This window comes from Klebsiella sp. C239 (assembly GCF_048822715.1).
Taxonomy (GTDB): domain Bacteria; phylum Pseudomonadota; class Gammaproteobacteria; order Enterobacterales; family Enterobacteriaceae; genus Klebsiella; species Klebsiella quasipneumoniae.
This window is the reverse complement of the sequence record NZ_JBMEZK010000006.1, coordinates 58,974-83,778: the sequence shown is the minus strand read 5'-3', so window position 1 is coordinate 83,778 and position 24,805 is coordinate 58,974. Positions and strand designations below refer to the sequence as shown.

General features: G+C 59.1%; 15 protein-coding genes. 11 read left to right on the top strand and 4 right to left on the bottom strand.

Annotated elements, in window-relative coordinates; all coding sequences use genetic code 11:
• The first annotated feature begins 15 nt into the window (after positions 1–15).
• The 6 genes from asd (at position 16) to glgP (ending at position 10,794) form a co-directional block, all read left to right on the top strand.
• Complete coding sequence (gene asd, locus ACOI6Z_RS17030; protein ID WP_023291215.1) at positions 16–1,122, top strand: aspartate-semialdehyde dehydrogenase; 1,107 nt, start codon at positions 16–18, stop codon at positions 1,120–1,122.
• Positions 1,123–1,360: 238 nt separating this feature from the next.
• Positions 1,361–3,547 carry a 1,4-alpha-glucan branching enzyme gene (gene glgB, locus ACOI6Z_RS17025; protein WP_048335469.1) on the top strand — a complete coding sequence of 729 codons (2,187 nt, stop codon included), beginning with the start codon at positions 1,361–1,363 and terminating at the stop codon, positions 3,545–3,547.
• Positions 3,544–5,520 (top strand): glycogen debranching protein GlgX, encoded by a 1,977-nt coding sequence (gene glgX / locus ACOI6Z_RS17020; RefSeq protein ID WP_023291213.1) that lies wholly within the window; start codon positions 3,544–3,546, stop codon positions 5,518–5,520. Before glgB ends, glgX begins: the two co-directional genes overlap by 4 nt.
• An 80-nt stretch (positions 5,521–5,600) precedes the next feature.
• Positions 5,601–6,896 carry a glucose-1-phosphate adenylyltransferase gene (glgC, locus tag ACOI6Z_RS17015; RefSeq protein ID WP_002920566.1) on the top strand — a complete coding sequence of 432 codons (1,296 nt, stop codon included), beginning with the start codon at positions 5,601–5,603 and terminating at the stop codon, positions 6,894–6,896.
• On the top strand, positions 6,896–8,329 hold the full coding sequence (glgA, locus tag ACOI6Z_RS17010) for a glycogen synthase GlgA (protein WP_004202133.1): 1,434 nt from the start codon (positions 6,896–6,898) through the stop codon (positions 8,327–8,329). The genes glgC and glgA overlap by 1 nt, the downstream gene beginning before the upstream one ends.
• Positions 8,330–8,346: 17 nt before the next feature.
• Positions 8,347–10,794, top strand: coding sequence for a glycogen phosphorylase (gene glgP / locus ACOI6Z_RS17005; protein ID WP_023291212.1), 2,448 nt, complete (start codon positions 8,347–8,349; stop codon positions 10,792–10,794).
• Between the two features lie 101 nt (positions 10,795–10,895).
• Here the strand turns inward: glgP and glpD are convergent, their stop codons facing one another.
• The gene (gene glpD, locus ACOI6Z_RS17000; protein ID WP_065812632.1) at positions 10,896–12,404 is read right to left on the bottom strand and encodes a glycerol-3-phosphate dehydrogenase; all 1,509 of its coding nucleotides are present in this window, start codon (positions 12,402–12,404) and stop codon (positions 10,896–10,898) included.
• A gap of 204 nt (positions 12,405–12,608) precedes the next feature.
• Between glpD and glpE the strand changes: the two genes are divergently transcribed.
• Genes glpE through ACOI6Z_RS16985 form a run of 3 tightly spaced genes read left to right on the top strand, consistent with a single transcriptional unit; the run spans position 12,609 to position 14,627 of the window.
• Positions 12,609–12,938, top strand: a complete 330-nt coding sequence (gene glpE, locus ACOI6Z_RS16995) for a thiosulfate sulfurtransferase GlpE (RefSeq protein WP_023291211.1) — start codon at positions 12,609–12,611, stop codon at positions 12,936–12,938.
• A gap of 50 nt (positions 12,939–12,988) precedes the next feature.
• Positions 12,989–13,819 (top strand): rhomboid family intramembrane serine protease GlpG, encoded by an 831-nt coding sequence (gene glpG / locus ACOI6Z_RS16990; RefSeq protein ID WP_004151408.1) that lies wholly within the window; start codon positions 12,989–12,991, stop codon positions 13,817–13,819.
• A 49-nt stretch (positions 13,820–13,868) separates the two neighbouring features.
• The gene (locus ACOI6Z_RS16985; protein WP_002920548.1) at positions 13,869–14,627 is read left to right on the top strand and encodes a DeoR/GlpR family transcriptional regulator; all 759 of its coding nucleotides are present in this window, start codon (positions 13,869–13,871) and stop codon (positions 14,625–14,627) included.
• Between the two features lie 15 nt (positions 14,628–14,642).
• Here the strand turns inward: ACOI6Z_RS16985 and malT are convergent, their stop codons facing one another.
• Positions 14,643–17,348 (bottom strand): HTH-type transcriptional regulator MalT, encoded by a 2,706-nt coding sequence (gene malT / locus ACOI6Z_RS16980; protein WP_023291210.1) that lies wholly within the window; start codon positions 17,346–17,348, stop codon positions 14,643–14,645.
• 624 nt (positions 17,349–17,972) lie between these two features.
• Here malT and malP point away from each other — a divergent pair.
• Both malP and malQ read left to right on the top strand, forming a co-directional pair.
• Positions 17,973–20,363: a maltodextrin phosphorylase gene (gene malP / locus ACOI6Z_RS16975; protein ID WP_023291209.1), complete on the top strand. Its 2,391-nt coding sequence runs from the start codon at positions 17,973–17,975 to the stop codon at positions 20,361–20,363.
• A 10-nt stretch (positions 20,364–20,373) separates the two neighbouring features.
• Positions 20,374–22,467 (top strand): 4-alpha-glucanotransferase, encoded by a 2,094-nt coding sequence (malQ, locus tag ACOI6Z_RS16970; RefSeq protein WP_023291208.1) that lies wholly within the window; start codon positions 20,374–20,376, stop codon positions 22,465–22,467.
• A gap of 102 nt (positions 22,468–22,569) precedes the next feature.
• Here the strand turns inward: malQ and gntT are convergent, their stop codons facing one another.
• Entirely contained in the window at positions 22,570–23,886 is a 1,317-nt protein-coding gene (gene gntT / locus ACOI6Z_RS16965; protein ID WP_008806999.1) for a gluconate transporter, read from the bottom strand.
• A 336-nt stretch (positions 23,887–24,222) separates the two neighbouring features.
• On the bottom strand, positions 24,223–24,798 hold the full coding sequence (gene nfuA / locus ACOI6Z_RS16960; RefSeq protein ID WP_004202143.1) for a Fe-S biogenesis protein NfuA: 576 nt from the start codon (positions 24,796–24,798) through the stop codon (positions 24,223–24,225).
• Positions 24,799–24,805 lie beyond the last annotated feature (7 nt).

Genomic DNA, 24,805 nt, shown 5'->3' with positions numbered 1-24,805 from the left:
TCGCAGGAATACGTTATGAAAAATGTTGGTTTTATCGGCTGGCGCGGAATGGTCGGCTCTGTTCTCATGCAACGCATGGTTGAAGAGCGCGATTTCGACGCCATTCGCCCGGTGTTCTTCTCTACCTCCCAGCTGGGACAGCCAGCGCCGTCTTTCGGCGGTAGCACCGGTGGCACGCTCCAGGATGCGTTCGATCTGGACGCGCTGAAGGCACTGGACATTATTGTCACGTGCCAGGGCGGCGATTACACCAACGAGATTTACCCGAAGCTGCGCGAAAGCGGCTGGCAGGGTTACTGGATTGACGCTGCCTCTTCGCTGCGCATGAAGGACGATGCGATCATTATCCTCGACCCGGTTAACCAGGACGTGATCACCGCCGGCCTGAACAACGGCGTAAAAACCTTTGTCGGCGGCAACTGTACTGTCAGCCTGATGCTGATGTCCCTCGGCGGCCTGTTTGCCCAGGATCTGGTGGAGTGGGTCAGCGTGGCGACATACCAGGCGGCTTCCGGCGGCGGCGCGCGTCATATGCGCGAACTGCTGAGCCAGATGGGCCAGCTGCACAACCACGTCGCGGCAGAGCTGGCGGACCCGGCTTCCGCCATTCTGGATATCGAGCGCAAAGTGACGTCGCTGACCCGCAGCGGCGAGCTGCCGGTGGATAACTTCGGCGTACCGCTGGCGGGCAGCCTGATCCCGTGGATCGACAAACAGCTGGATAACGGCCAGAGCCGCGAAGAGTGGAAAGGCCAGGCGGAGACCAACAAGATCCTCGCCACCTCGTCCGTTATCCCGGTAGACGGCCTGTGCGTCCGCGTTGGCGCGCTGCGCTGCCACAGCCAGGCGTTCACCATCAAGCTGAAAAAAGATGTCTCTATCCCGACCGTTGAGGAGCTGCTGGCCGCGCACAACCCGTGGGCCAAAGTGGTACCGAACGATCGCGACATTACCATGCGCGAGCTGACCCCAGCCGCGGTGACTGGCACCCTGACCACCCCGGTAGGTCGCCTGCGTAAACTGAATATGGGGCCGGAGTATCTGTCGGCCTTTACCGTTGGCGACCAGCTGCTGTGGGGCGCCGCGGAGCCGCTGCGCCGGATGCTTCGCCAGCTGGCGTAAGCGCAGGATAAACAGAAAGGGGGTCTTCGAGCCCCCTTTTTTTTTGCGTAATACAAGGAGTAAACGCGGATGTTAGATTTTTCCCCACGGAGGTAACTCAGCCTTGGCTATGCTTTAAGTAAGGAATTCCTTACCTGAAGGTGGGACGGAGCAGAAGGATGCAGAAGGCGCTGCGCCGTTCAGGTCAAAAAAAGTCGCCAGTTACAGGAATGAGCGACACTTACAACAGGATGAAAGCATGTCTAATCATATCGATAGAGACGTGATTAATGCGCTAATCGCCGGTCATTTCGCGGACCCTTTTTCCGTGCTCGGCATGCACCGTACCGACGCCGGGCTGGAAGTGCGCGCATTATTACCCGATGCCACCGATGTGTGGGTTATTGAACCGAAAACCGGACGCAAAGTCGGCAAGCTCGAATGCCTCGACTCGCGTGGTTTCTTCAGCGGCGTTCTGCCGCGGCGTAAAAACGCCTTTCGCTATCAGCTGGCCGTCACCTGGCACGGGCAGCAGAATCTGATTGATGACCCTTATCGCTTTGGTCCGCTGCTGCAGGATCTTGACGTCTGGCTGCTGTCGGAAGGGACCCACCTGCGCCCTTACGAAACGCTGGGCGCGCACGCCGCCACCATGGACGGCGTCACCGGCACCCGTTTCTCGGTATGGGCGCCGAACGCCCGTCGCGTCTCAGTGGTGGGGCAGTTTAACTACTGGGACGGCCGGCGCCACCCGATGCGATTCCGCAAAGAGTCCGGCATATGGGAACTGTTCGTCCCGGGCGCGCACAATGGCCAGCTGTATAAATTCGAGCTGATTGACGCCCACGGCCATCTGCGGGTCAAAGCCGACCCTTACGCCTTTGAATCGCAAATGCGTCCGGAAAGCGCCTCGCTTATCTGCGATCTGCCGCCTAAAGTCGAACAGCCGGCGGACCGCAAAGCGGCGAACCAGTTCGATGCCCCTGTCTCTATCTATGAAGTGCATCTTGGCTCATGGCGTCGTCATACCGACAATAATTTCTGGCTGAGCTACCGCGAGCTGGCCGACCAGCTGGTGCCCTACGCGAAATGGATGGGCTTCACCCATCTCGAGCTGCTGCCGGTTAACGAGCACCCGTTCGACGGCAGCTGGGGCTATCAACCCACCGGCCTCTATGCGCCGACCCGCCGGTTCGGCACCCGCGATGATTTCCGTTACTTTATCAACGCCGCGCACGCCGCCGGGCTAAACGTCATTCTGGACTGGGTGCCTGGCCACTTCCCGGCGGATGATTTTGCCCTTGCCTCTTTCGATGGCACCGCGCTGTATGAGCACAGCGATCCGCGCGAGGGGTATCACCAGGACTGGAATACCCTGATCTACAACTACGGACGCCGCGAAGTCAGCAACTTCCTGGTGGGAAATGCGCTGTACTGGATCGAACGCTTCGGCATCGATGCTCTGCGCGTCGACGCAGTGGCCTCGATGATCTATCGCGACTATAGCCGCAAGGCGGGGGAGTGGATCCCCAATGAATACGGCGGCCGGGAAAATCTGGAAGCCATTGAGTTTCTGCGCAACACCAACCGCATCCTTGGCGAACAGACGCCGGGCGCGGTCACCATGGCGGAAGAGTCCACCGATTTCGCCGGGGTAACCCGTCCGCCAGCCGGCGGCGGCCTCGGTTTCTGGTTCAAATGGAACCTCGGCTGGATGCACGACACCCTGGATTACATGAAACTCGATCCGGTGCACCGCCGCTACCATCACGACAAAATGACCTTCGGCATGCTCTACAACTACACCGAGAACTTTGTGCTGCCGCTCTCCCACGATGAAGTGGTGCACGGCAAAAAATCGATTCTCGACCGCATGCCGGGGGACGCCTGGCAGAAGTTCGCCAACCTGCGCGCCTACTACGGCTGGCTGTTCGCCTTCCCGGGGAAAAAGCTGCTGTTTATGGGCAATGAGTTCGCCCAGGGCCGCGAGTGGAACCACGACGGCAGCCTCGACTGGCATCTGCTGGAGGGCGGCGACAACTGGCACCACGGCGTCCAGCGGCTGGTGCGCGACCTGAACCATACCTATCGCCACCATAAGGCGCTGCACGAGCTGGACTTTGACCCGTACGGCTTCGAATGGCTGGTGGTGGACGACCACGAGCGCTCAGTGTTTGTCTTTGTGCGCCGCGACCGGGCGGGGAACGAGATTATCGTCGCCAGCAACTTCACGCCGGTGCCGCGCCACGACTACCGCTTCGGCATCAACCAGCCGGGCCGCTGGCGCGAGGCGTTGAATACCGACTCAATGCACTATCACGGCAGCAACCAGGGCAACGGCGGGGTGGTGGAAAGCGATGCCATCCCCAGCCACGGTCGCGAACATTCGCTGTCCCTGACCTTGCCGCCGCTGGCGACGATCTGGCTGGTCCGGGAGGCGCAATGACCAACCTCGCGGCAGGCAAGCCTGCGCCGTTGGGCGCCAGCTATGACGGCAAGGGGGTGAACTTCGCCCTCTTCTCCGCCCACGCGGAGCGGGTGGAGCTGTGCGTGTTCGACGAGCAGGGCAACGAGCAACGCTTCGATCTCCCGGCGCGCAGCGGCGACATCTGGCACGGCTGGCTGGCTGCCGTCGGGCCGGGCCTGCGCTACGGCTACCGGGTGCATGGCCCCTGGGATCCGGCGCAGGGACACCGCTTTAACCCGGCCAAGCTGCTGCTCGATCCCTGCGCTCACCGGGTTGAGGGCGATCTGCCGGACGACGAGCGCCTGCACGGCGGAATGTGGCAGCCGGATCATCGCGATAGCGCCGCGATAGCGCCAAAATCGCAGGTAGTGGATCTGCGTTACGACTGGCTGGGCGATAAACCGCCGCGTACCCCATGGGGGGAAACGGTGCTTTATGAAGCGCACGTGAAAGGGCTCACCCTGCTTAATCCGCAGCTGCCGGAAGCCATTCGCGGAACGTATAAGGCGCTGGGCCACCCGGTGATGATCGCTTACTTCAAATCGCTGGGCATCAGCGCCCTTGAACTGTTGCCAGTGGCGCAGTTCGCCAGCGAGCCGCGACTGCAGCGGATGGGGTTGAGCAACTACTGGGGCTACAACCCGCTGGCCTGGTTCGCGCTGGATCCGCGCTATGCCAGCGACCCGACGCGCGCCCTGGATGAGTTTCGCGATGCGGTTAAGGCGCTACATGCCGCCGGTATCGAGGTGATTCTGGATATCGTGCTCAACCATAGCGCGGAAATCGATCTTGAAGGTCCCACCGTCTCCCTGCGCGGAATCGACAACCGTAGCTATTATTGGGTAAGGGAAGATGGCGATTATCACAACTGGACCGGGTGCGGGAATACGCTCAATCTCAGCCACCCGGGGGTAGTGGAACTGGCGCGCCAGTGTTTGCGCTTCTGGGTGGATGAGTGCCATGTCGACGGTTTTCGCTTCGATCTCGCCTCAGTGATGGGACGGACGCCGGAATTCCGCCAGGATGCGCCGCTGTTCGAGGCTATCCGCCACGACAGCGTGCTGTCGCAGGTGAAACTGATCGCCGAACCCTGGGATATCGGCCCGGGGGGCTACCAGGTGGGCAATTTTCCCCCGCTGTTCGCCGAGTGGAACGACCATTTTCGCGATAGCGCCCGCCGCTTCTGGCTGCAGCAAAACGTCTCCCTGGGGGATTTCGCGCAACGCTTCGCGGCCTCCAGCGATCTCTTTGCCCGTGATGGCAAGCCGCCATCGGCGACGGTCAATCTGGTGACGGCCCACGATGGCTTCACGCTGCGCGACTGCGTTTGTTTCAATCAGAAACACAATGAGGCGAACGGGGAGGAGAATCGCGATGGGACTAACAATAACTACAGCAACAATCATGGTATAGAAGGATTAGAAGCTAATTTTGCGGTGATTGAACGGCGACGCGCCAGCGTGCATGCGCTGCTGACGACGCTGCTGCTGGCTCAGGGGACGCCGATGCTGCTGGCGGGCGATGAGCAGGGCCACAGCCAGCACGGCAACAATAATGCCTACTGTCAGGACAACGCCCTGACCTGGCTCGACTGGCGCCAGGCGAACCCGGGATTAACCGCCTTTACCGCGGCGCTGATCCACCTGCGCCGGCGCATTCCGGCGCTCACCCGCAACCGCTGGTGGCAGGAGGGGGATGGCAGCGTCCGCTGGCTTAATCGCCATGCCCAGCCGCTGACTGCCGGGGAGTGGCAGCAGGGGGCAGCGTGTATGCAGATCCAGTTGTCGGATCGCTGGCTGCTCACGCTGAACGCCACCGCAGAGGTGGTCGATATGGTTTTACCCGAGGGGGAATGGCGCGCCGTTCCTCCATTCGCCGGAGAGGATAATCCGGTCATCATGGCTGTCTGGCATGGGCCCGCGCACGGAGTGTGCGTATTTCAAAGGTCGTAAGCCCTGAAGCTTCCGGTTGAACCCGTGGCGGCGGCGCGGCGGGATGAGCAGGAAAGCGGGGGTGTAAAAAGGAGTTAATCATGGTTAGGCTTGAAAAAAACGATCCGCTGATGCTGGCGCGTCAATTACCTATCAAATCCGTGGCGTTGATCCTCGCGGGCGGCCGTGGCACCCGGCTTAAGGATCTCACCATTAAGCGTGCGAAACCTGCCGTTCACTTCGGCGGCAAGTTCCGTATTATCGATTTCGCATTATCTAACTGCATTAACTCAGGGATCCGCCGCATCGGCGTTATTACCCAGTATCAGTCGCATACGCTGGTGCAGCATATACAGCGCGGCTGGTCGTTCTTCAGCGAAGAGATGAACGAGTTTGTCGATCTGCTGCCGGCCCAACAGCGCGTACACGGCGAAAACTGGTATCGCGGCACGGCGGACGCGGTGACGCAGAACCTGGACATCATCAGCCGCTACAAGGCCGAGTACGTGGTGATCCTCGCGGGCGACCATATTTATAAGCAGGACTACTCGCGCATGCTGATCGACCATGTCGAAAAAGGGGCGCGTTGCACCGTGGCCTGCATGCCGGTGCCCATTGAAGAGGCATCCGCCTTCGGCGTCATGGCGGTCGACGAAAACGAAAAAATCATTGAGTTTGTCGAGAAACCCGCCAACCCGCCGGCGATGCCGACCGACCCGACCAAATCGCTGGCCAGCATGGGCATTTATGTCTTCGACGCCGCTTATCTTTATGAGCTGCTGGAGGAAGACGATCGCAACGAGAACTCCAGCCATGATTTCGGCAAAGACATCATTCCGAAGATCACCGAAGCTGGCATGGCTTATGCACATCCTTTCCCGCTCTCCTGCGTGCAGTCCGACCCGAACGCCGAGCCGTACTGGCGCGACGTGGGGACGCTGGAGGCCTACTGGAAGGCCAACCTCGATCTGGCGTCAGTCACGCCGGAGCTGGATATGTACGACCAGAACTGGCCGATCCGTACCCATATGGAATCGCTGCCGCCGGCGAAGTTCGTGCAGGACCGTTCCGGAAGCCACGGCATGACCCTGAACTCGCTGGTCTCCGGGGGCTGCATTATCTCCGGGTCGGTGGTGGTGCAGTCGGTGCTGTTCCCGCGCGTGCGGGTGAACTCATTCTGTAACATTGATTCGGCAGTCTTGTTGCCAGATGTCTGGGTGGGTCGCTCATGCCGCCTGCGTCGCTGCGTGATTGACCGCGCCTGCGTCATCCCGGAAGGTATGGTGATTGGTGAGAACGCGGAAGAGGATGCACGCCGCTTCTATCGCTCAGAGGAAGGTATCGTGCTGGTGACCCGCGACATGCTGCGGAAATTGGGGCACAAACAGGAGCGCTAATGCAGGTCTTACATGTATGTTCTGAGATGTTCCCGCTGTTAAAGACGGGCGGTCTGGCGGACGTCATCGGCGCGCTGCCGGCGGCGCAAATCGCGGAGGGTATCGATACGCGCGTGCTGTTGCCGGCGTTTCCCGATATCCGCCGCGGCGTGGTGGATGCCCAGGTGGTGACCCGCCGGGATACGTTCGCCGGGCGGATCACGCTGCTGTACGGCCACTTTAACGGCGTGGGGATCTATCTGATAGACGCCCCGCATCTCTATGACCGGCCGGGGAGCCCTTACCACGATACCAACCAGCACGCTTATACCGACAACGTTCTGCGCTTTGCGCTGCTGGGCTGGGTGGGAAGCGAAATGGCCAGCGGACTGGATCCGTTCTGGCGCCCGGATGTGGTCCATGCCCACGACTGGCACGCCGGCCTGACGCCGGCCTACCTGGCGGCGCGCGGGCGTCCGGCTAAATCGGTCTTTACCGTGCACAACCTGGCGTACCAGGGGATGTTTTACTCCTGGCATATGAATGATATCGAGCTGCCGTGGTCGTTTTACAACATGCATGGCCTCGAGTTTAACGGCCAGATCTCGTTTCTGAAGGCCGGTCTTTACTACGCCGACCATATTACGGCGGTGAGCCCGACCTACGCGCGCGAGATCACCGAGCCGCAGTACGCCTACGGCATGGAGGGGCTGCTGCGTCAGCGCCATCATGAAGGGCGGCTGTCGGGAATTCTCAACGGCGTTGACGACGGTATCTGGAGCCCGCAAAACGACCTCCTGCTGCCGATGCGCTACGATCGCGACACGCTGGAGGAGAAGGCGGAGAACAAGCGTCAGCTGCAGATCGCCATGGGCCTGAAGGTCGATGATAAAGCGCCGCTGTTTGCCGTCGTCAGCCGTCTCACCAGCCAGAAAGGGCTCGATCTGGTGCTTGAAGCGCTGCCGGGCCTGCTCGAGCAGGGCGGCCAGCTGGCGCTGCTGGGCGCCGGCGATCCGGTGCTGCAGGAAGGGTTCCTCGCCGCCGCTGCCGAACACCCGGGCAAGGTGGGGGTGCAGATTGGCTATCATGAGGCCTTCTCCCACCGCATTATGGGGGGCGCCGACGTCATTCTGGTCCCGAGCCGCTTTGAACCCTGCGGCCTGACCCAGCTGTACGGTCTGAAGTACGGTACGCTGCCGCTGGTGCGCCGCACCGGCGGGCTGGCGGACACGGTCTCTGACAGTTCGCTTGAGAACCTTGCCGATGGTCTGGCGACAGGTTTTGTCTTTGAGGACAGCAATGCGCTGTCATTGCTGCGCGCTATACGTCGCGCCTTTGTCCTCTGGTCGCGCCCATCGCTCTGGCGCTATGTGCAGCGTCAGGCGATGAATATGGATTTTAGCTGGCAGGTTGCCGCGAACTCCTATCGCGAACTTTATCAACGCTTGATGTAATCACTGGAGTCATTGTTATGAATGTACCCTTTAGCTATGCATCACCGACGCTGAGCGTTGAGGCGTTAAAACATTCTATTGCCTATAAGCTGATGTTTATCATCGGTAAAGATCCGGCCATCGCCAACAAGCATGAATGGCTTAACGCCACGCTGTTTGCCGTTCGCGATCGCATGGTGGAGCGCTGGCTGCGCTCCAACCGCGCGCAGCTCTCGCAGGAAGTGCGCCAGGTATACTATCTGTCGATGGAGTTCCTGATCGGCCGTACCCTCTCGAATGCCCTGTTGTCGCTCGGCATCTATGACGATGTGAGCAGCGCGCTGGCGGAGATGGGGCTCGATCTCGAAGAGCTGATCGATGAAGAGAACGACCCGGGGCTTGGCAACGGCGGTCTGGGCCGCCTGGCGGCCTGCTTCCTTGACTCCCTGGCGGCGCTGGGGCTGCCGGGACGTGGCTACGGGATCCGCTACGACTACGGGATGTTTAAACAGAATATCGTCGATGGCCGGCAAAAAGAGTCCCCTGACTACTGGCTGGAGTACGGTAACCCGTGGGAGTTTGAGCGTCACAACACCCGCTATAAAGTGCGCTTCGGCGGCCGCATTCAGCAGGAGGGGAAGAAAACCCGCTGGATAGAGACGGAAGAGATCATTGCCGAAGCCTACGATCAGATTATCCCCGGCTTTGACACCGACGCCACCAACACGCTGCGTCTGTGGAGCGCGCAGGCCAGTAGCGAAATTAACCTCGGTAAGTTTAACCAGGGCGACTACTTCGCCGCGGTAGAGGATAAGAACCACTCCGAAAACGTCTCCCGCGTCCTCTATCCGGACGACTCGACCTACTCCGGCCGCGAGCTGCGCCTGCGCCAGGAGTATTTCCTCGTCTCGGCCACGGTGCAGGATATTCTGAACCGCCACTATCTGTTGCATAAGACCTATGACAACCTGGCGGACAAGATAGCCATCCACCTGAATGACACCCACCCGGTGCTGTCGATACCGGAGTTGATGCGCCTGCTTATCGACGAGCATAAATTCAGCTGGGACGAGGCGTTCGAGGTGACCTGTCAGGTCTTCTCCTATACCAACCATACCTTGATGAGCGAAGCGCTCGAGACCTGGCCGGTGGATATGCTGGGCAAAATTCTCCCGCGCCATCTGCAGATTATCTTTGAGATTAACGACTACTTCCTCAAGACCCTGCAGGAGCAGTATCCCAACGATACCGCGCTGCTCAGCCGGACCTCGATTATCGACGAGTCAAACGGCCGTCGCGTGCGGATGGCCTGGCTGGCGGTGGTGGTCAGCCACAAGGTCAATGGGGTGTCGGAGCTACATTCCCGATTGATGGTGGAGTCGCTGTTTGCCGAATTCGCCAAAATTTTCCCGATGCGCTTTATCAACGTGACCAACGGCGTCACGCCGCGCCGCTGGCTGGCGCTGGCCAACCCGCCGCTCTCCAAAGTGCTGGATGAGCATATCGGCCGCACCTGGCGGACCGATCTGAGCCAGCTTGACGAGCTGAAGCAGCATATCGACTATCCGACGGTCAATCAGGCAGTGCGTCAGGCTAAACTGGAAAACAAACAGCGGCTGGCCAGCTATATTGCGCAGCAGCTTAATGTGGTGGTGAATCCGAAGGCGCTGTTTGATGTGCAGATCAAACGCATTCACGAGTACAAACGCCAGCTGATGAATGTGCTGCACGTCATTACCCGCTATAACCGGATCAAAGCCGATCCGCAGGCGGAGTGGGTGCCGCGGGTGAACATTTTCGCCGGTAAGGCGGCTTCAGCCTACTACATGGCCAAGCATATTATTCACCTGATCAACGATGTGGCGGCGGTGATCAATAACGATCCGCAGATTGGCGACAAGCTGAAGGTCGTTTTTATCCCCAACTACAGCGTCAGCCTGGCGCAGCTGATCATTCCGGCGGCAGATCTGTCGGAACAGATCTCGCTCGCAGGCACGGAAGCCTCCGGCACCAGTAATATGAAGTTTGCCCTTAACGGCGCGCTGACGATCGGCACCCTCGACGGGGCGAACGTGGAGATGCAGGAGCACGTGGGCGAAGAGAATATCTTTATCTTCGGCAACACCGCGGAAGAGGTGGAGGAGCTGCGTCGCAGCGGCTATAAACCGCGCGAATATTACGAGCAGGATGAAGAGCTTCACCAGGCGCTGACGCAGATCGGTACCGGCGTTTTCAGCCCGGCGGAACCGGGGCGCTACCGTGACCTGCTGGATTCGCTGATTAACTTTGGCGACCACTACCAGGTGCTGGCGGACTATCGTAGCTATGTGGACTGCCAGGATCGCGTCGACGAGCTGTATCAACATCCGGAAGAGTGGGCCTACAAGGCGATGCTGAATATTGCCAATATGGGCTACTTCTCTTCCGACCGGACGATCCAGGAGTACGCGAAATACATCTGGCATATCGACCCGGTAAGGCTGTAAGCCAGTCAACGCAACACAACGGGGCCATTTGGCCCCGTTGTTTCATTATTGCGGTTGGATCCGGCCTCAGGCGTTTCCCCAGGCCCGCGCAGCCGGGCGCGTTAAGACGCTAACGACAGCTCAGACTTTCCCGCATGCTGCGCCAGCCATTCGCTGATGCGCGCCTGCTGCTCGCCATTCAGCCACATGCCCTGTTTGGTTCGACGCCAGATGGCGTCATCCAGGCTGCGCACCCATTCATGCTCAACCAGATACTTCAGCTCGGCTTCATAAAACTCATGGCCGAAATCTTCCCCCAGATCGCTCAGGGCGCTGGCTTCCTTGAGGATCCACTTGCTGTTGCTCCCGTAGGTGCGGGCATAATGGCGGGCCAGTGATTCACTGATGAACGGGAAGCGACGGCGCAGTTTTGCTGCGTAGTCGTCGCGGTCGCCGCCGATATCGCCGCCGGGGAGCACCGCGGTTTTGGTCCATGCCGGGCCGATCCCTTTGTAATAGGGGGTCAGTTTTTCCAGCGCATGCTCGGCCAGTTTGCGATAGGTGGTCAGCTTCCCGCCGAAGACGGAGAGCAGCGGCGCCTGGCCGTTCTCATCGTGAATATCCAGCGTGTAGTCGCGGGTGATCGCCTGCGGTGAATCCGACTCGTCATCGCACAGCGGACGGACGCCGGAGTAGGTCCAGACGATATCGTCCCGGCTGAGGGTCTTTTTAAAGTGCGCGTTATAGACGTTCAGCAGGTAATTAATCTCTTTATCATCAATGGCCACCGCTTTCGGATCGCCTTTATACTCGACGTCCGTCGTGCCGATGATGGAGAACTCATCCATCCACGGGATAACAAACACAATACGTTTATCTTCGTTTTGCAGAATGTAGGCCTGCTTCTGGGTATGCACCCGCGGCACCACGATGTGGCTGCCCTTGATCAGGCGGATACCGTAAGGCGAGCGGAGATGCATCCCTTCGTCGAAGAACTGTTTGACCCATGGACCGGTGGCATTGACCAGACCGCGCGCCTTCCAGGTAAACTTCTCGCCGCTATCGATATCTTCCGCTTCCACCACCCACAGGCCGTTCTCCCGTTTTGCCGAGATGGCGCGAGTGCGGGTCCGCACCTCGCCGCCTTTGCGGACGACCATCTGCGCGTTGGCCAGCACCAGGCGGGCATCGTCGACCCAGCAGTCGGAATATTCGAAACCGCGCACAATTTCCGGCTTAAGTACCGATTCTGCGCCAAAACGCAAGCCGGTGGATCCCGGCAGACTGGTGCGTTTGCCCAGATGATCGTACATAAACAAGCCGATGCGGATCATCCATGCCGGACGCAGATGCGGGCGATGCGGGAGACGAAAGCGCATCGGGAAGGCGATATGCGGGGCCATTTTTAACAGCACTTCGCGTTCGGCCAGCGCTTCGCTGACCAGGCGGAACTCGTAGTGTTCGAGGTAGCGTAGCCCGCCGTGGATCAGTTTGGAACTGGCGCTGGAGGTGGCGCAGGCGAGATCGCGCGCTTCCAGCATCAGTACGGATAAACCACGCCCGGCGGCATCTGCCGCGATACCGGCACCGTTGATGCCTCCGCCTATCACAATCAGATCTTTGGTTTCCACGTTCTTACCCTCTCACACTTTCGTTTAAGCTCACAAATGCTCGATATCGCTCACTATAGCAAACAAACGCGCTTTTGGTAACATCAAAAAAACATTTTGGAGTGATGGGTGTAACATATTGGCGTTTCTTTACCGCCTGACGGTACACTACAGGGTAAAATTGGGCCGGCCACTGCCCGTCATGACGAGAAAGAGAAGAGAACCATGGAACAGTTTGAATGTATCAACGTTGAAGAAGCGCACCAGAAACTGCATCAGCAGACGGCGGTTTTGGTCGATATCCGCGATCCGCAAAGCTATGCGATGGGCCATACGCCGGGCGCGTTTCATCTGACCAACGATACCCTGGGCGCGTTTATGCGTGACAACGACTTTGACACGGCGGTGATGGTGATGTGCTATCACGGCAACAGCAGCAAGGGCGCCGCGCAGTATCTGCTGCAGCAGGGGTTTGATAAGGTCTACAGCGTTGACGGCGGGTTCGACGCCTGGCATCGCCATTTCCCGGCGGAAGTGGCGCACGGGACGTTTTAACGACTGGCAGGTATACTATCTCCCTTTGTGTGGAATAAGCGATTCGCTGCATGTTAATGATTACCTCTTTTGCCAACCCGCGCGTGGCCCAGGCGTTTGTCGATTATATGGCGACGCAGGGGATTATCCTGACTATCCAGCAGCACACCCAGAGCGACGTCTGGCTGGCTGATGAGAGTCAGGCCGGACGCGTCAGGGCTGAGCTGGCGCGTTTTCTCGAAAACCCGGCGGACCCGCGCTATCTGGCGGCGAGCTGGCAGTCCGGTCAGACCAACAGCGGGTTGCGCTATCAGCGCTTTCCTTTCTTTGCCACGCTGCGGCATAACGCCGGCCCGTTCACCTGGGCGATTCTGCTGATCTGCATCGCGGTGTTCATCCTGCAAAATCTGCTGGGCGATCAGCCGGTGATGATTTGGCTGGCCTGGCCCTACGATCCTTCGCTGCAGTTCGAAGCCTGGCGCTATTTCAGCCATGCTTTCATGCATTTCTCGCTGATGCATATTCTCTTCAACCTGCTATGGTGGTGGTATCTCGGCGGCGCGGTGGAAAAGCGCATCGGCAGCGGCAAGCTGGTGGTGATCACCGTCATCAGCGCCCTGCTGAGCGGCTTTGTGCAGCACCAGTTTAGCGGCCCGTGGTTTGGCGGGCTGTCGGGTGTGGTTTACGCGCTGATGGGCTATGTCTGGCTGCGGGGCGAGCGCGATCCGCAGAGCGGTATTTATCTGCAGCGCGGGTTGATACTCTTCTCTTTAGTGTGGTTAATTGCTGGCTGGTTTGACGTTTTCGGCATGGCGATCGCCAACGGCGCGCACGTGGCTGGTCTGGCGACCGGCCTGGCGATGGCGTTTGTCGATACCTTGCATGGGCGAAAACGCGCATAAAGACTTACCGACAGGGGTCGGGTAGGCGACATTTTTCCAGGGATATTTCATGAAACAAACACAACGTCATGACGCCATTATCGAGCTGGTAAAAAAACAGGGTTACGTCAGCACGGAAGAGCTGGTTGAGCAGTTCGCGGTCAGCCCGCAGACCATCCGCCGCGACCTGAACGATTTAGCCGAACAGAAAATGATCCTCCGTCATCACGGCGGCGCGGCGCTGCCCTCCAGCTCGGTGAACACCTCCTGGCACGATCGCAAAGCGACCCAGACGGCGGAGAAAGAGCGTATCGCCCGGCGGGTGGCCAGCGAGATCCCGGACGGGGCGACGCTGTTTATCGATATCGGCACCACGCCGGAAGCGGTGGCGCACGCCCTGCTCGATCACAACGATTTGCGGATTGTGACCAATAACCTGAACGTCGCCAACACGCTGATGGTGAAAGAGGACTTCCGCATTATTCTCGCCGGCGGCGAACTGCGCAGCCGCGACGGCGGGATCATCGGGGAAGCCACCCTCGACTTTATCTCGCAGTTCCGTCTCGACTTCGGCATTCTCGGCATCAGCGGCGTCGACAGCGATGGCTCGCTGCTGGAGTTTGATTATCATGAAGTGCGCACCAAGCGCGCGATTATTGAGAATTCACGCCACGTGATGCTGGTGGTGGATCATACCAAGTTTGGCCGTAACGCGATGGTCAACATGGGCAGCATCAGCATGGTCGATGCGGTCTATACCGATGTGCTGCCCCCGGCGGGCGTGCTCAAGGTCATCACCGATAACAACCTCCAGCTCGAGCTGTGCTAAGCGACAACGGCGTCGTCAGACGCCGTATCCCATCATCTTAAGCAACTGCTGGGCATGCTGCACCGCGTCCTGACGGTGGGCGACGCCCAGTTTCTGATACAGGTTGCGAATATGGGTCTTGATGGTGGTGGCCGCCACGTCAAGCTCGCCGGCAATCTGCTCGTTGCTGTAGCCGGAATAGATTAAGCCAAGCACCTGCCATTCGCGCTGGGTCAGCGGGCTGGTGCGGATAAGCTCCGGCACCTCCGGGTGATTCAGCAGCCGCTCGACGAACCCTTCGTCAAAGTGGGCGAATTTGTGGCGATGATGCTGGTTGATGTCGCGCAGAATGCGCTGGGCGCGATGCTGCTCCAGCTCCGGCAGGGTGTTCAGCTGGATCAGCTGGCGCAGCTGCTGGGCCATCGCCTCGCCTTCAATCACAAAGTGGTTGATAAAGCCGGTGCGGTTGGCGAGCGTCAGGGCTTCCAGCAGGGCTTTCTGCGCTTCGCTCTTGCGTCCTGCCTGCCAGTACAGCTGGTTGAGCAGCAGCAGGTTGCGGTTGAGATCGCTCATCAAACGCAGTGAACGCGCATTTTCGTTCAGCTCTTCCAGCACCATTTCCGCCGGTTCGAAATCGCCCAGCAGGATCTGCGCGCGGGCAATATTGCGCCACTGGCTCTGCAGGAAGTGGTTATTGGCGAATTCCGGCTTCGGCGTCTGGCGCAGCCAGTTGGCCGCCGCGGTTTTATCGCCGGTCATCTGCCAGTAGATCACCCGCACCTTGTCGGCGTTGGAGACCCAGTCGCTGTGGTAGTGACCGTTACCGAGCAGGTTTTCCAGCCGGTTCAGGTGGCTACGGGCATTATCCAGATCGCCGCGCGCCAGCGAGCATTGCACCATCAGCGCCAGGCACTGCAGCTGCTGCTGCGGTTGATAAGTTGAGAGAACCGCCATCCCCTGGCGGGCGCAGGCTTCAGCCTCGTCGAGGCGCGCCCATGCCCACAGCAGCTGAGAGCGGATGCGCAGCAGGAACTCATGCATCGGCAGCTGCTCAAGATGCTGTTCGCGTACCAGATGGAAGGCTTTCTCCTGGCTCTCCCAGGCGGCCTGCAGGAAGCCCTGGGCGAACAGAATTTCGCTTTGCTGAATGATGCTCCACAGGGCGTAATGCCAGACGTCGTGACGGCGGGCCATCTGTTCGGTCTGCTGCATCACGGCGAGAGATTTGGTCAGTTTCCCCTTACAGTGGAGGACTTCGCCATGTACTGAGGTGGCGACGATGCGGCTGTAATAGTTGGCCAGCGGCAGCTCTTCCAGCGCCACCATCGACAGACGTTCCGCTTCGTCCTGGTCGCCGTCGTTAATCGCCACCTGCGCGCGCAGGGCGTTGAAGTCGCCATGCATCGCGGTATCCATTTCGACGCTCATCTCCTGCTCGGCGCGCGCCAGCAGGGTATTGACTTCGCTGTAGCGATGCTGGCTCTGCATCAGCCAGGCCTGCAGCAGGATCAGGCGCGGATTTTCCAGCAGATTTGACCAGGGCAGCGCCGACAGCGACTGCTCCAGCAGACCCAGTTCGCTATGGTTGAACATGCCCCAGGCGTGATTGAGCAAGATATCGCGCAGCATTTTGGCATCGCCGGCCGCCAGCGCATGGTGGATGGCCTCGCTGGGGAAGCCTTGCGCCATCCAGCTCTCCGCCGCGGCGCGGTGGATCTCCGGCAGTTCAACCGCCAGCTCCCACTGACAGCGCTGGCGCAGGAAACTGCCAAACAGCGGGTGATAGCGGAACCATTCGCCGGAATCATCCATCCGCTGCAGGAACAGCCCCTGACGTTCGATCTCCTCCAGCTGCATCTGGCCATTCTCTTCGCCGGTGACGCGCACGATTAACGCGTCGTTCATTGAGCGCAGCAGAGAGCTCTTCAGCAAAAAGTTGCGCGTGCGGGCGTCGACGTTATCCAGCACTTCATCCACCAGATAATCCGACAGATGGCTGGCGTTAATCCCGGCGAGGCGACGGGCGGAGTGTTGGGCGGAGGAGTTATTCTGGCGGGCGGAGAGGGCGATGAGCTGCAGCGCGGTGGCCCACCCGGCGACGTCGTCGCACAGCCGACTGCTGTCGTCGGCTTCGATAGGCGACGTCAGACGACAGTCGAAAAATTGTTTCGCTTCCTGGTGGGTAAAGGCCAGCTGCTGGCTGCCAATCTCCAGCAGCTGATCGCGGACGCGCAGGTTGGCAATGCCCAGCTGCGGCAGGTTCCGCGACAGGACCACGAGGGTCATATTCTCCGGCTGATGGCGCAGGAAAAAGCGCATCGCGTCATGGATCACCGGATTATTGATCAGGTGATAATCATCAATGACGAGGTACAGCGGGCGCTGCCAGTCGGCGAGTTCAATAAACAGCTGCGCAAAAAGAGAGGAGAGGCTGGCGTACTGGCGCTTTTGCACCATCGCTTCACTGGCCGCGCAGTGGTTGCCGGTGGCCTGCTGGATCGCCGCGATCAGATAGCTGGCAAAACGCTCCTGCTGGTTGTCGCCTTCGTCCAGCGAAAACCACCCAAGATCGTTTTTACCTGCGGCCCACTGAGAAATGAGCGTTGTTTTACCGTACCCGGCAGGACTGGTGATCAGCACGAGACGATAATTGTTCGCGCCGGAAAGTTTCGCCAGTAAACGCTCACGAACCACGGTGTGTTCAAGGCGGACCGGACGACTTAATTTGGACGGAATCAACATAGTTCTACATTTCGCTGTGCAAGAGAGAGGTTGCGATTTTTTTTGCGCTTCGTAATTAATATCTAATAAGGTCGGTGATTATGAAATTTATTGCAAGTTATGTCCGAAGTTTATGCTCTTGAATTTGCTCTATGTCACAAATTTCGACATTGGTTGCGAATGGGTAAAAATCGCAGGCAGGACTCGTCATCAGCGGTTTTTAGCCGGCAGCTGGCGGAGCGGGGAGAGATTTATTTTATATCGGGAGTAGTTGTTTGTTTTTATTAAATTATTGTCAGTGATTTCTTAGAAGTAATCTTTTTTGCGGAGTAATGTGATGAAATGTGCTTATTTTCCCGCAGGTCGCAATTTATTTTTTTAATAACCAGGCGAAAGGCGGGAAGCTTTTTGCCGCGTAGTGGCCTGTAACAAATTTTTACCCTGCACAGGTGACATCTCGACTGTCATACAGCGGTGATTTTTACAGCATATTTTGGCCTTCTCACCCACACTATAGTGGCCAGGATCACACTTTTCGCTCATCCCCGGTACTCCTCCCTGTCTAATCCCCGTCGGGATGAGGACGATGAATCGGGAGGTCGGCACACTAGCGCCATCGTTTTAGTAAAGGACCCGGATCTCATTATGTCACAGACTTCATTTAACAAAGCTCAGTTTCAGGCTGCACTGACGCGTCAGTGGCAGCGTTTTGGTTTACAGTCCGCTTCCGAGATGACGCAGCGTCAATGGTGGCGCGCCGTCAGCGGAGCGCTGGCGGAACTTCTGTCGGCGCAGCCGGTGGCAAAACCAGCGCAAGGACAACGTCACGTTAACTACATCTCGATGGAGTTTCTGATTGGTCGCCTGACCGGCAACAACCTGCTCAACCTGGGCTGGTACGAGGGCGTGAGCGACGCGCTGAAAGGCTATGACGTCAACCTCACCGATCTGCTGGAAGAAGAGACCGACCCGGCGCTGGGTAACGGCGGCCTGGGCCGTCTGGCAGCCTGCTTCCTCGACTCCATGGCGACCGTGGGGCAGTCGGCGACCGGCTACGGCCTCAATTACCAGTATGGTCTGTTCCGCCAATCCTTTGACGATGGCCAGCAGAAGGAAGCCCCGGACGACTGGGGTCGCAGCAGCTACCCGTGGTTCCGCCATAACGAGGCGCTGGATGTCCAGGTCGGCATCGGCGGCAAAGTCAGCAAAAACGGCGAATGGCAGCCGGCGTTCGTCATTACCGGCGAAGCCTGGGATCTGCCGGTGCTCGGCTATCGCAACAACGTCGCCCAGCCGCTGCGTCTGTGGCAGGCCAAACACGCCCATCCGTTTAACCTGACCAAATTCAACGACGGCGATTTCCTGCGCGCCGAGCAGCAGGGCATCGACGCGGAAAAACTGACTAAGGTGCTGTACCCGAACGACAACCATCAGGCCGGTAAAAAACTGCGCCTGATGCAGCAGTACTTCCAGTGCGCCTGCTCAGTGGCCGATATCCTGCGTCGTCATCATCTGGCAGGCCGCAAGCTGGCCGAGCTGGCGGATTACGAAGTGATCCAGCTGAACGATACGCACCCGACCATCGCCATCCCGGAACTGCTGCGCGTGCTGATCGACGAGCACCAGCTGAGCTGGGACGACGCCTGGGCGATCACCAGCAAAACCTTTGCTTACACCAACCATACCCTGATGCCGGAAGCGCTGGAGTGCTGGGATGAGAAGCTGGTGAAAGCGCTGCTGCCGCGCCATATGCAGATCATCAACGCGATTAACGACAAATTTAAACTGCTGGTGGACAAAACCTGGCCGGGCGATAAGCAGGTCTGGGCGAAACTGGCGGTGGTGCATGACAAGCAGGTGCGGATGGCCAACATGTGCGTGGTGGGCGGTTTTGCCGTCAACGGCGTGGCGGCGCTGCACTCGGACCTGGTGGTGAAAGATCTGTTCCCGGAATATAACCAGCTGTGGCCGAACAAATTCCATAACGTGACCAACGGCATCACGCCGCGCCGCTGGATCAAGCAGTGCAACCCGGCGCTGGCCACGCTGCTGGATGAGACGCTGAAAAAAGAGTGGGCCAATGACCTCGACCAGCTGATCAATCTGGAAAAATATGCTGACGATGCGGCATTCCGTCAGACTTATCGCGATATCAAGCAGGCCAACAAAGTTCATCTGGCTGAGTTTGTGAAGCAACGTACCGGGATTGAGATCAACCCGCAGGCGATTTTCGACATTCAGATCAAACGTCTGCACGAGTACAAGCGTCAGCACCTCAACCTGCTGCATATCCTTGCGCTGTACAAAGAGATCCGCGAAAACCCGCAGGCCGACCGCGTTCCGCGCGTCTTCCTGTTCGGCGCGAAAGCGGCGCCGGGCTACTATCTGGCGAAAAACATTATTTTTGCCATCAACAAGGTAGCGGAAGCGATCAACAACGACCCGAAAGTCGGCGATAAGCTGAAAGTGGTCTTCCTGCCGGACTATTGTGTATCGGCTGCGGAAAAACTGATCCCGGCGGCGGATATTTCCGAGCAGATCTCCACCGCGGGCAAAGAAGCCTCTGGCACCGGCAACATGAAGCTGGCGCTGAACGGCGCGCTGACCGTCGGGACGCTGGATGGCGCCAACGTGGAAATCGCCGAGCAGGTCGGTGAAGAGAACATCTTTATCTTCGGCCACACGGTAGAAGAAGTGAAAGCCCTGAAAGCGAAAGGCTACGATCCGCTGAAATGGCGTAAAAAAGACAAACTGCTCGATGCAGTGCTTAAGGAGCTGGAGAACGGCACCTATAGCAACGGCGATAAGCATGCCTTCGACCAGATGCTGCATAGTCTGCTGCAGGGCGGCGACCCGTATCTGGTGCTGGCCGATTTCGAAGCCTACGTGGCGGCGCAAAAACGGGTAGATGAGCTGTATCGCGACCAGGAGGCCTGGACCCGCGCGACAATCCTCAACACTGCGCGCTGCGGCATGTTCAGCTCCGACCGCTCGATCCGCGATTATCAGCAACGTATCTGGCAGGCGAAACGCTAAAGGAAGGCCTATGGAGAGTAAACGCCTCGATAATGCCGCGCTGGCGGCGGGCATCAGCCCCAGCTATATCAACGCGCACGGCAAGCCGCAGTCTATCGCGGCTGTCACCAAACAGCGTCTGCTGGATGCGATGCATCGCTCAACCGCCGCCACGAAAGTGGCGGTTAACCCGCTGCCGAACGTGAAGATCTTCACCCACGGCAAAAAAATGTCGCTGCCGGTGGCAGGACGCGGTGAGTATCAGTGGATCCTGACCACTGAGGACGGTAAGCAGTATCAGGGTAAAACCCGCGGCGGCGAGACGCTGCCGCTGCCGGCCAGACTGCCGGAGGGGTATCACTCCCTGACGCTCACCCAGGAGGGGGAGCGCTGGCACTGCCGGACCATCGTCGCCCCGGCCCGCTGCTATGAGCCGCAGCCGCTGAAAGAGGGGAAAAAGCTGTGGGGCACCTGCGTGCAGCTGTATACCCTGCGTTCGGAGAAAAACTGGGGGATCGGCGATTTTGGCGATCTGCGCGCCATGCTCCCGGAAATCGCCCGCCGCGGCGGGTCGTTTATTGGCCTCAACCCGATCCATGCCCTCTATCCGGCGAACCCGGAGAGCGCCAGTCCGTATAGCCCGTCTTCACGGCGCTGGCTGAACGTCATCTACATCGACGTCAACGCGGTTGAAGATTTCCAGCGTAGCGAAGAGGCGCAGGCGTGGTGGCAGTCCGCTGCGACCCAGCAGGCCTTGCAGGCGGCGCGGCAAACGGATGATGTGGATTACACCGCCGTCACCACGCTGAAAATGACCGCGCTGCGTATGGCGTGGAAACGATTCTCCCGTCGTGAAGATGAACAGATGACGGCGTTCCGCGAGTTTGTTCTGCGCGAAGGGGAAAGCCTCTACTGGCAGGCCGCTTTCGATGCGCTGCACGCCTGGCAGGTTCAACAGGACCCGCTGCGCTGGGGCTGGCCGGCCTGGCCGAAGGCCTTTCAGGATATCGACAGCCCGGAGGTGAAAGCCTTCTGCGTCGAGCATGAGGACGACGTCAGTTTCTATCTCTGGCTGCAGTGGCTGGCCTGGAGCCAGTTTGCCGCCTGCTGGGAAACCAGCCAGCGCGACGGGATGCCGATCGGCCTCTACCGCGATCTGGCGGTGGGCGTCGCCGAAGGCGGGTCGGAGACCTGGTGCGACCGTGAGCTGTACTGTCTGAAAGCGTCCGTGGGCGCGCCGCCGGATATTCTGGGCCCGCTGGGCCAGAACTGGGGCCTGCCGCCGATGGATCCGCATATTATTGCCGCTCGCGCCTATGAGCCGTTTATCGACCTGCTGCGCGCCAATATGCAGAACTGCGGCGCGCTGCGTATCGATCACGTGATGTCGGTGCTGCGTCTGTGGTGGATCCCCTATGGTGAAACCGCCGACCATGGCGCTTACGTTCAGTATCCCGTCGACGATCTGCTGTCGCTTCTGGCGCTGGAAAGCCAGCGTCATCGCTGCATGGTGATCGGCGAAGATCTGGGCACGGTACCGGTGGAGATCGTCAGCAAGTTACGCAACAGCGGCGTCTATTCGTATAAGGTGCTCTATTTTGAGAGTGATGCAGAGAAAACGTTCCGCGCGCCGGCGCTGTACCCGGAGCAATCAATGGCTGTGGCGACGACGCACGACCTGCCCACCCTCCGCGGCTACTGGGAAAGCGGCGATCTGACGTTAGGCAAAGCGCTGGGTCTCTATCCTGATGAGGTGGTGCTGCGCGGGCTGTACCAGGACCGTGAGCTGGCGAAGCAAGGGCTGCTGGATGCGCTGCATAAGTACGGCTGTCTGCCCAAGCGTGCCGGCCATAAGGCCTCCCTGATGAGCATGACGGGGATCCTCAACCGGGGGATGCAACGTTATATTGCCGACAGCAACAGCGCCCTGCTGGGCCTGCAGCCGGAAGACTGGCTGGAGATGGCGTCGCCGGTCAATATTCCGGGCACCAGCACTGAGTACCCAAACTGGCGCCGGAAGCTGTCCGTCACCCTTGAGCAGATGTTTGCCGATGAACAGGTCAATAAGCTGATTAAGGATCTGGATAAACGGCGCAAGGCGGCGAGCAAAAAAGCCGCCTCCTGATGACTCCCCGCCGCGCGCACCTCAGCGCGGCGAAGAGTATGTCCGATAAAAAAGGCCGGTCCGCATCATGCGGACCGGCCTTTTTCTATGGCGGGAGTAACCTTACACCACCATCCCCAGCAGCAGACAGCCTACCAGGCCGCAGACCGAGATAATGGTTTCCAGCACCGACCAGGACCTGATGGTCTCGCCGATGGTCAGGTTAAAGTACTCTTTGAACAGCCAGAAGCCCGGATCGTTCACGTGGGAGAAGATAACGCTGCCGGAGCCGACCGCGATAACCATCAGCTCCGGGCTGACGCCGGTGGTGGCGATCAGCGGCGCGGCGATCCCGCCCGCGGTGATGGCGGCAACGGTCGCCGAACCCAGCGCGATACGCAGCACCGCGGCGATGGACCAGGCCATAAACAGCGGAGACATATTCGATTCGTGCATGATAGAAGCGATATATTTATCCATGCCGCTATCCACCAGCACCTGTTTGAAGGCGCCGCCGCCGCCGATGATCAACAGCATCATGGCGATGATTTTAATCGAAGAGGTCAGGGTATCGTTGATCTGCTCCATGGAGCGGCCGCGGTTCAAACCGAAGGTGAACAGCGCGATCAGTACCGCAATCAGGGTGGCCATGACCGGGTCGCCGAAGAACTCGGCAATCGGCAAGAAGGCGTGGCCCTTCGGCAGGATCATCTCGGCAACGGCGCGCATCGCCATCAGGATCACCGGAACCAGCGAGGTCCAGACGCTGACGCCAAAGCCAGGCATCTCTTCTTCAGTGAACACTTTCGGGTTATGCAGGCCTTCCGGGATCGGCTTATCAATGCCTTTCAGGAAACGGGCGAAAACCGGGCCGGCGAGAATAACCGTCGGGATAGCCAGAATGGTGCCGTAGAGCAGCGTTTTACCCATATCGGCGTGGAAGATGGTGGCGATCGCGGTCGGACCCGGGTGCGGCGGCAGGAAGCCATGGGTGACGGAGAGCGCGGCGGCCATCGGTACGCCGACGTACAGCAGCGGAATACGGGCCGAGGCGGCGATGGTAAACACCAGCGGCAGCATCAGCACGAAGCCCACCTCATAGAACAGGGCGAAACCGACGGTGAAGCCGGTCAGGACCACGGCCCATTGAATATGCTTCTTACCGAATTTATTGATAAGCGTGGTGGCGATACGCTGCGCGCCGCCGCAGTCTGCCAGCAGCTTACCGAGCATAGCGCCGAAGCCCATGATCAGCGCGAGGCTGCCAAGGGTACCGCCGACGCCGTTCTTGATGGAGACGATCACTTTATCCAGCGGCATACCCTGCATTAATCCGACGGCGAGCGCCACCAGAACCAGCGCAATGAAGCCGTTCATTTTGAAACGGATCATTAACAGCAATAACAGGGCAACCCCGATAGCAACGATGATTAATGGCATGATTTACCTGGCCTTAATTTGTTATGGGTAACGTCAAAGTTTCAACCTTTACAACATTCGCTCCGTCAGGGAGCAAAATAGTCTGGCACCGTAAACGCTTGCATTATCCTTACCCAGAGAAAGGATAGCTGGCTATTTTTTTGCCGGTGGCGCCTGAAGGGGATGATACGGGTAACATGTGAGGGTTGAGAATCACCTGGCGGGGGAAAATGTTAAATATGAGACTTAAGTCATACTCTTTCCCCGGTTTTTGCCGGTCGTGTAGCGGGAGATGTTGCGCGGTAACACAGAAAGGAGAAAGGAGAGCCGGCGACAGGCTGCCGCCGGAGGGAAGGCTTAGTAGTAGGAGTGCTCGCCGCGCTGGTGCTCGGTCAGATCGCGAACCCCTTTCAGCTCCGGAAACTCGTTCAGCAGCTGTTTTTCAATACCTTCTTTCAGGGTCACGTCGACCATCGAGCAGCCGTTGCATCCGCCGCCGAACTGCAGGATAGCCAGACCGTCGTCGGTGATCTCCATCAGCGACACGCGGCCGCCGTGCCCGGCCAGCTGCGGGTTAATCTGTGACTGCAGCAGGTACTCGACGCGCTCCATCAGCGGGGCATCGTCAGCGACTTTGCGCATTTTGGCGTTCGGCGCTTTCAGGGTCAGCTGCGAGCCAAGCTGGTCGGTGACGAAATCAATTTCAGCGTCTTCCAGATAGGGCGCGCTGAGCTCATCGACATAGGCGGTCAGCTGTTCAAATTTCAGCGCCGTGTCGGTGTCTTCCACCGCATCCGGTGGGCAGTAGGATACGCCGCACTCAGCGTTTGGGGTGCCGGGATTAATCACAAATACGCGAATTTGCGTCCCTTCTTCCTGATTTGCCAGCAGTTTGGCAAAGTGCGCTTGTGCAGCATCGGAAATACGGATCATAGCGTTG

Excerpts from the sequence above, each read along its gene's own strand:
- glgB (WP_048335469.1), top strand. The coding sequence starts at position 1,361 with ATGTCTAATCATATCGATAGAGACGTGATTAATGCGCTAATCGCCGGT.
- glgC (WP_002920566.1), top strand. The coding sequence starts at position 5,601 with ATGGTTAGGCTTGAAAAAAACGATCCGCTGATGCTGGCGCGTCAATTA.
- glpG (WP_004151408.1), top strand. The coding sequence starts at position 12,989 with ATGTTAATGATTACCTCTTTTGCCAACCCGCGCGTGGCCCAGGCGTTT.
- malQ (WP_023291208.1), top strand. The coding sequence starts at position 20,374 with ATGGAGAGTAAACGCCTCGATAATGCCGCGCTGGCGGCGGGCATCAGC.
- glgX (WP_023291213.1), top strand. The coding sequence starts at position 3,544 with ATGACCAACCTCGCGGCAGGCAAGCCTGCGCCGTTGGGCGCCAGCTAT.
- glgA (WP_004202133.1), top strand. The coding sequence starts at position 6,896 with ATGCAGGTCTTACATGTATGTTCTGAGATGTTCCCGCTGTTAAAGACG.
- glgP (WP_023291212.1), top strand. The coding sequence starts at position 8,347 with ATGAATGTACCCTTTAGCTATGCATCACCGACGCTGAGCGTTGAGGCG.
- asd (WP_023291215.1), top strand. The coding sequence starts at position 16 with ATGAAAAATGTTGGTTTTATCGGCTGGCGCGGAATGGTCGGCTCTGTT.
- ACOI6Z_RS16985 (WP_002920548.1), top strand. The coding sequence starts at position 13,869 with ATGAAACAAACACAACGTCATGACGCCATTATCGAGCTGGTAAAAAAA.
- glpE (WP_023291211.1), top strand. The coding sequence starts at position 12,609 with ATGGAACAGTTTGAATGTATCAACGTTGAAGAAGCGCACCAGAAACTG.
- malP (WP_023291209.1), top strand. The coding sequence starts at position 17,973 with ATGTCACAGACTTCATTTAACAAAGCTCAGTTTCAGGCTGCACTGACG.
- gntT (WP_008806999.1), bottom strand. The coding sequence starts at position 23,886 with ATGCCATTAATCATCGTTGCTATCGGGGTTGCCCTGTTATTGCTGTTA.
- malT (WP_023291210.1), bottom strand. The coding sequence starts at position 17,348 with ATGTTGATTCCGTCCAAATTAAGTCGTCCGGTCCGCCTTGAACACACC.
- nfuA (WP_004202143.1), bottom strand. The coding sequence starts at position 24,798 with ATGATCCGTATTTCCGATGCTGCACAAGCGCACTTTGCCAAACTGCTG.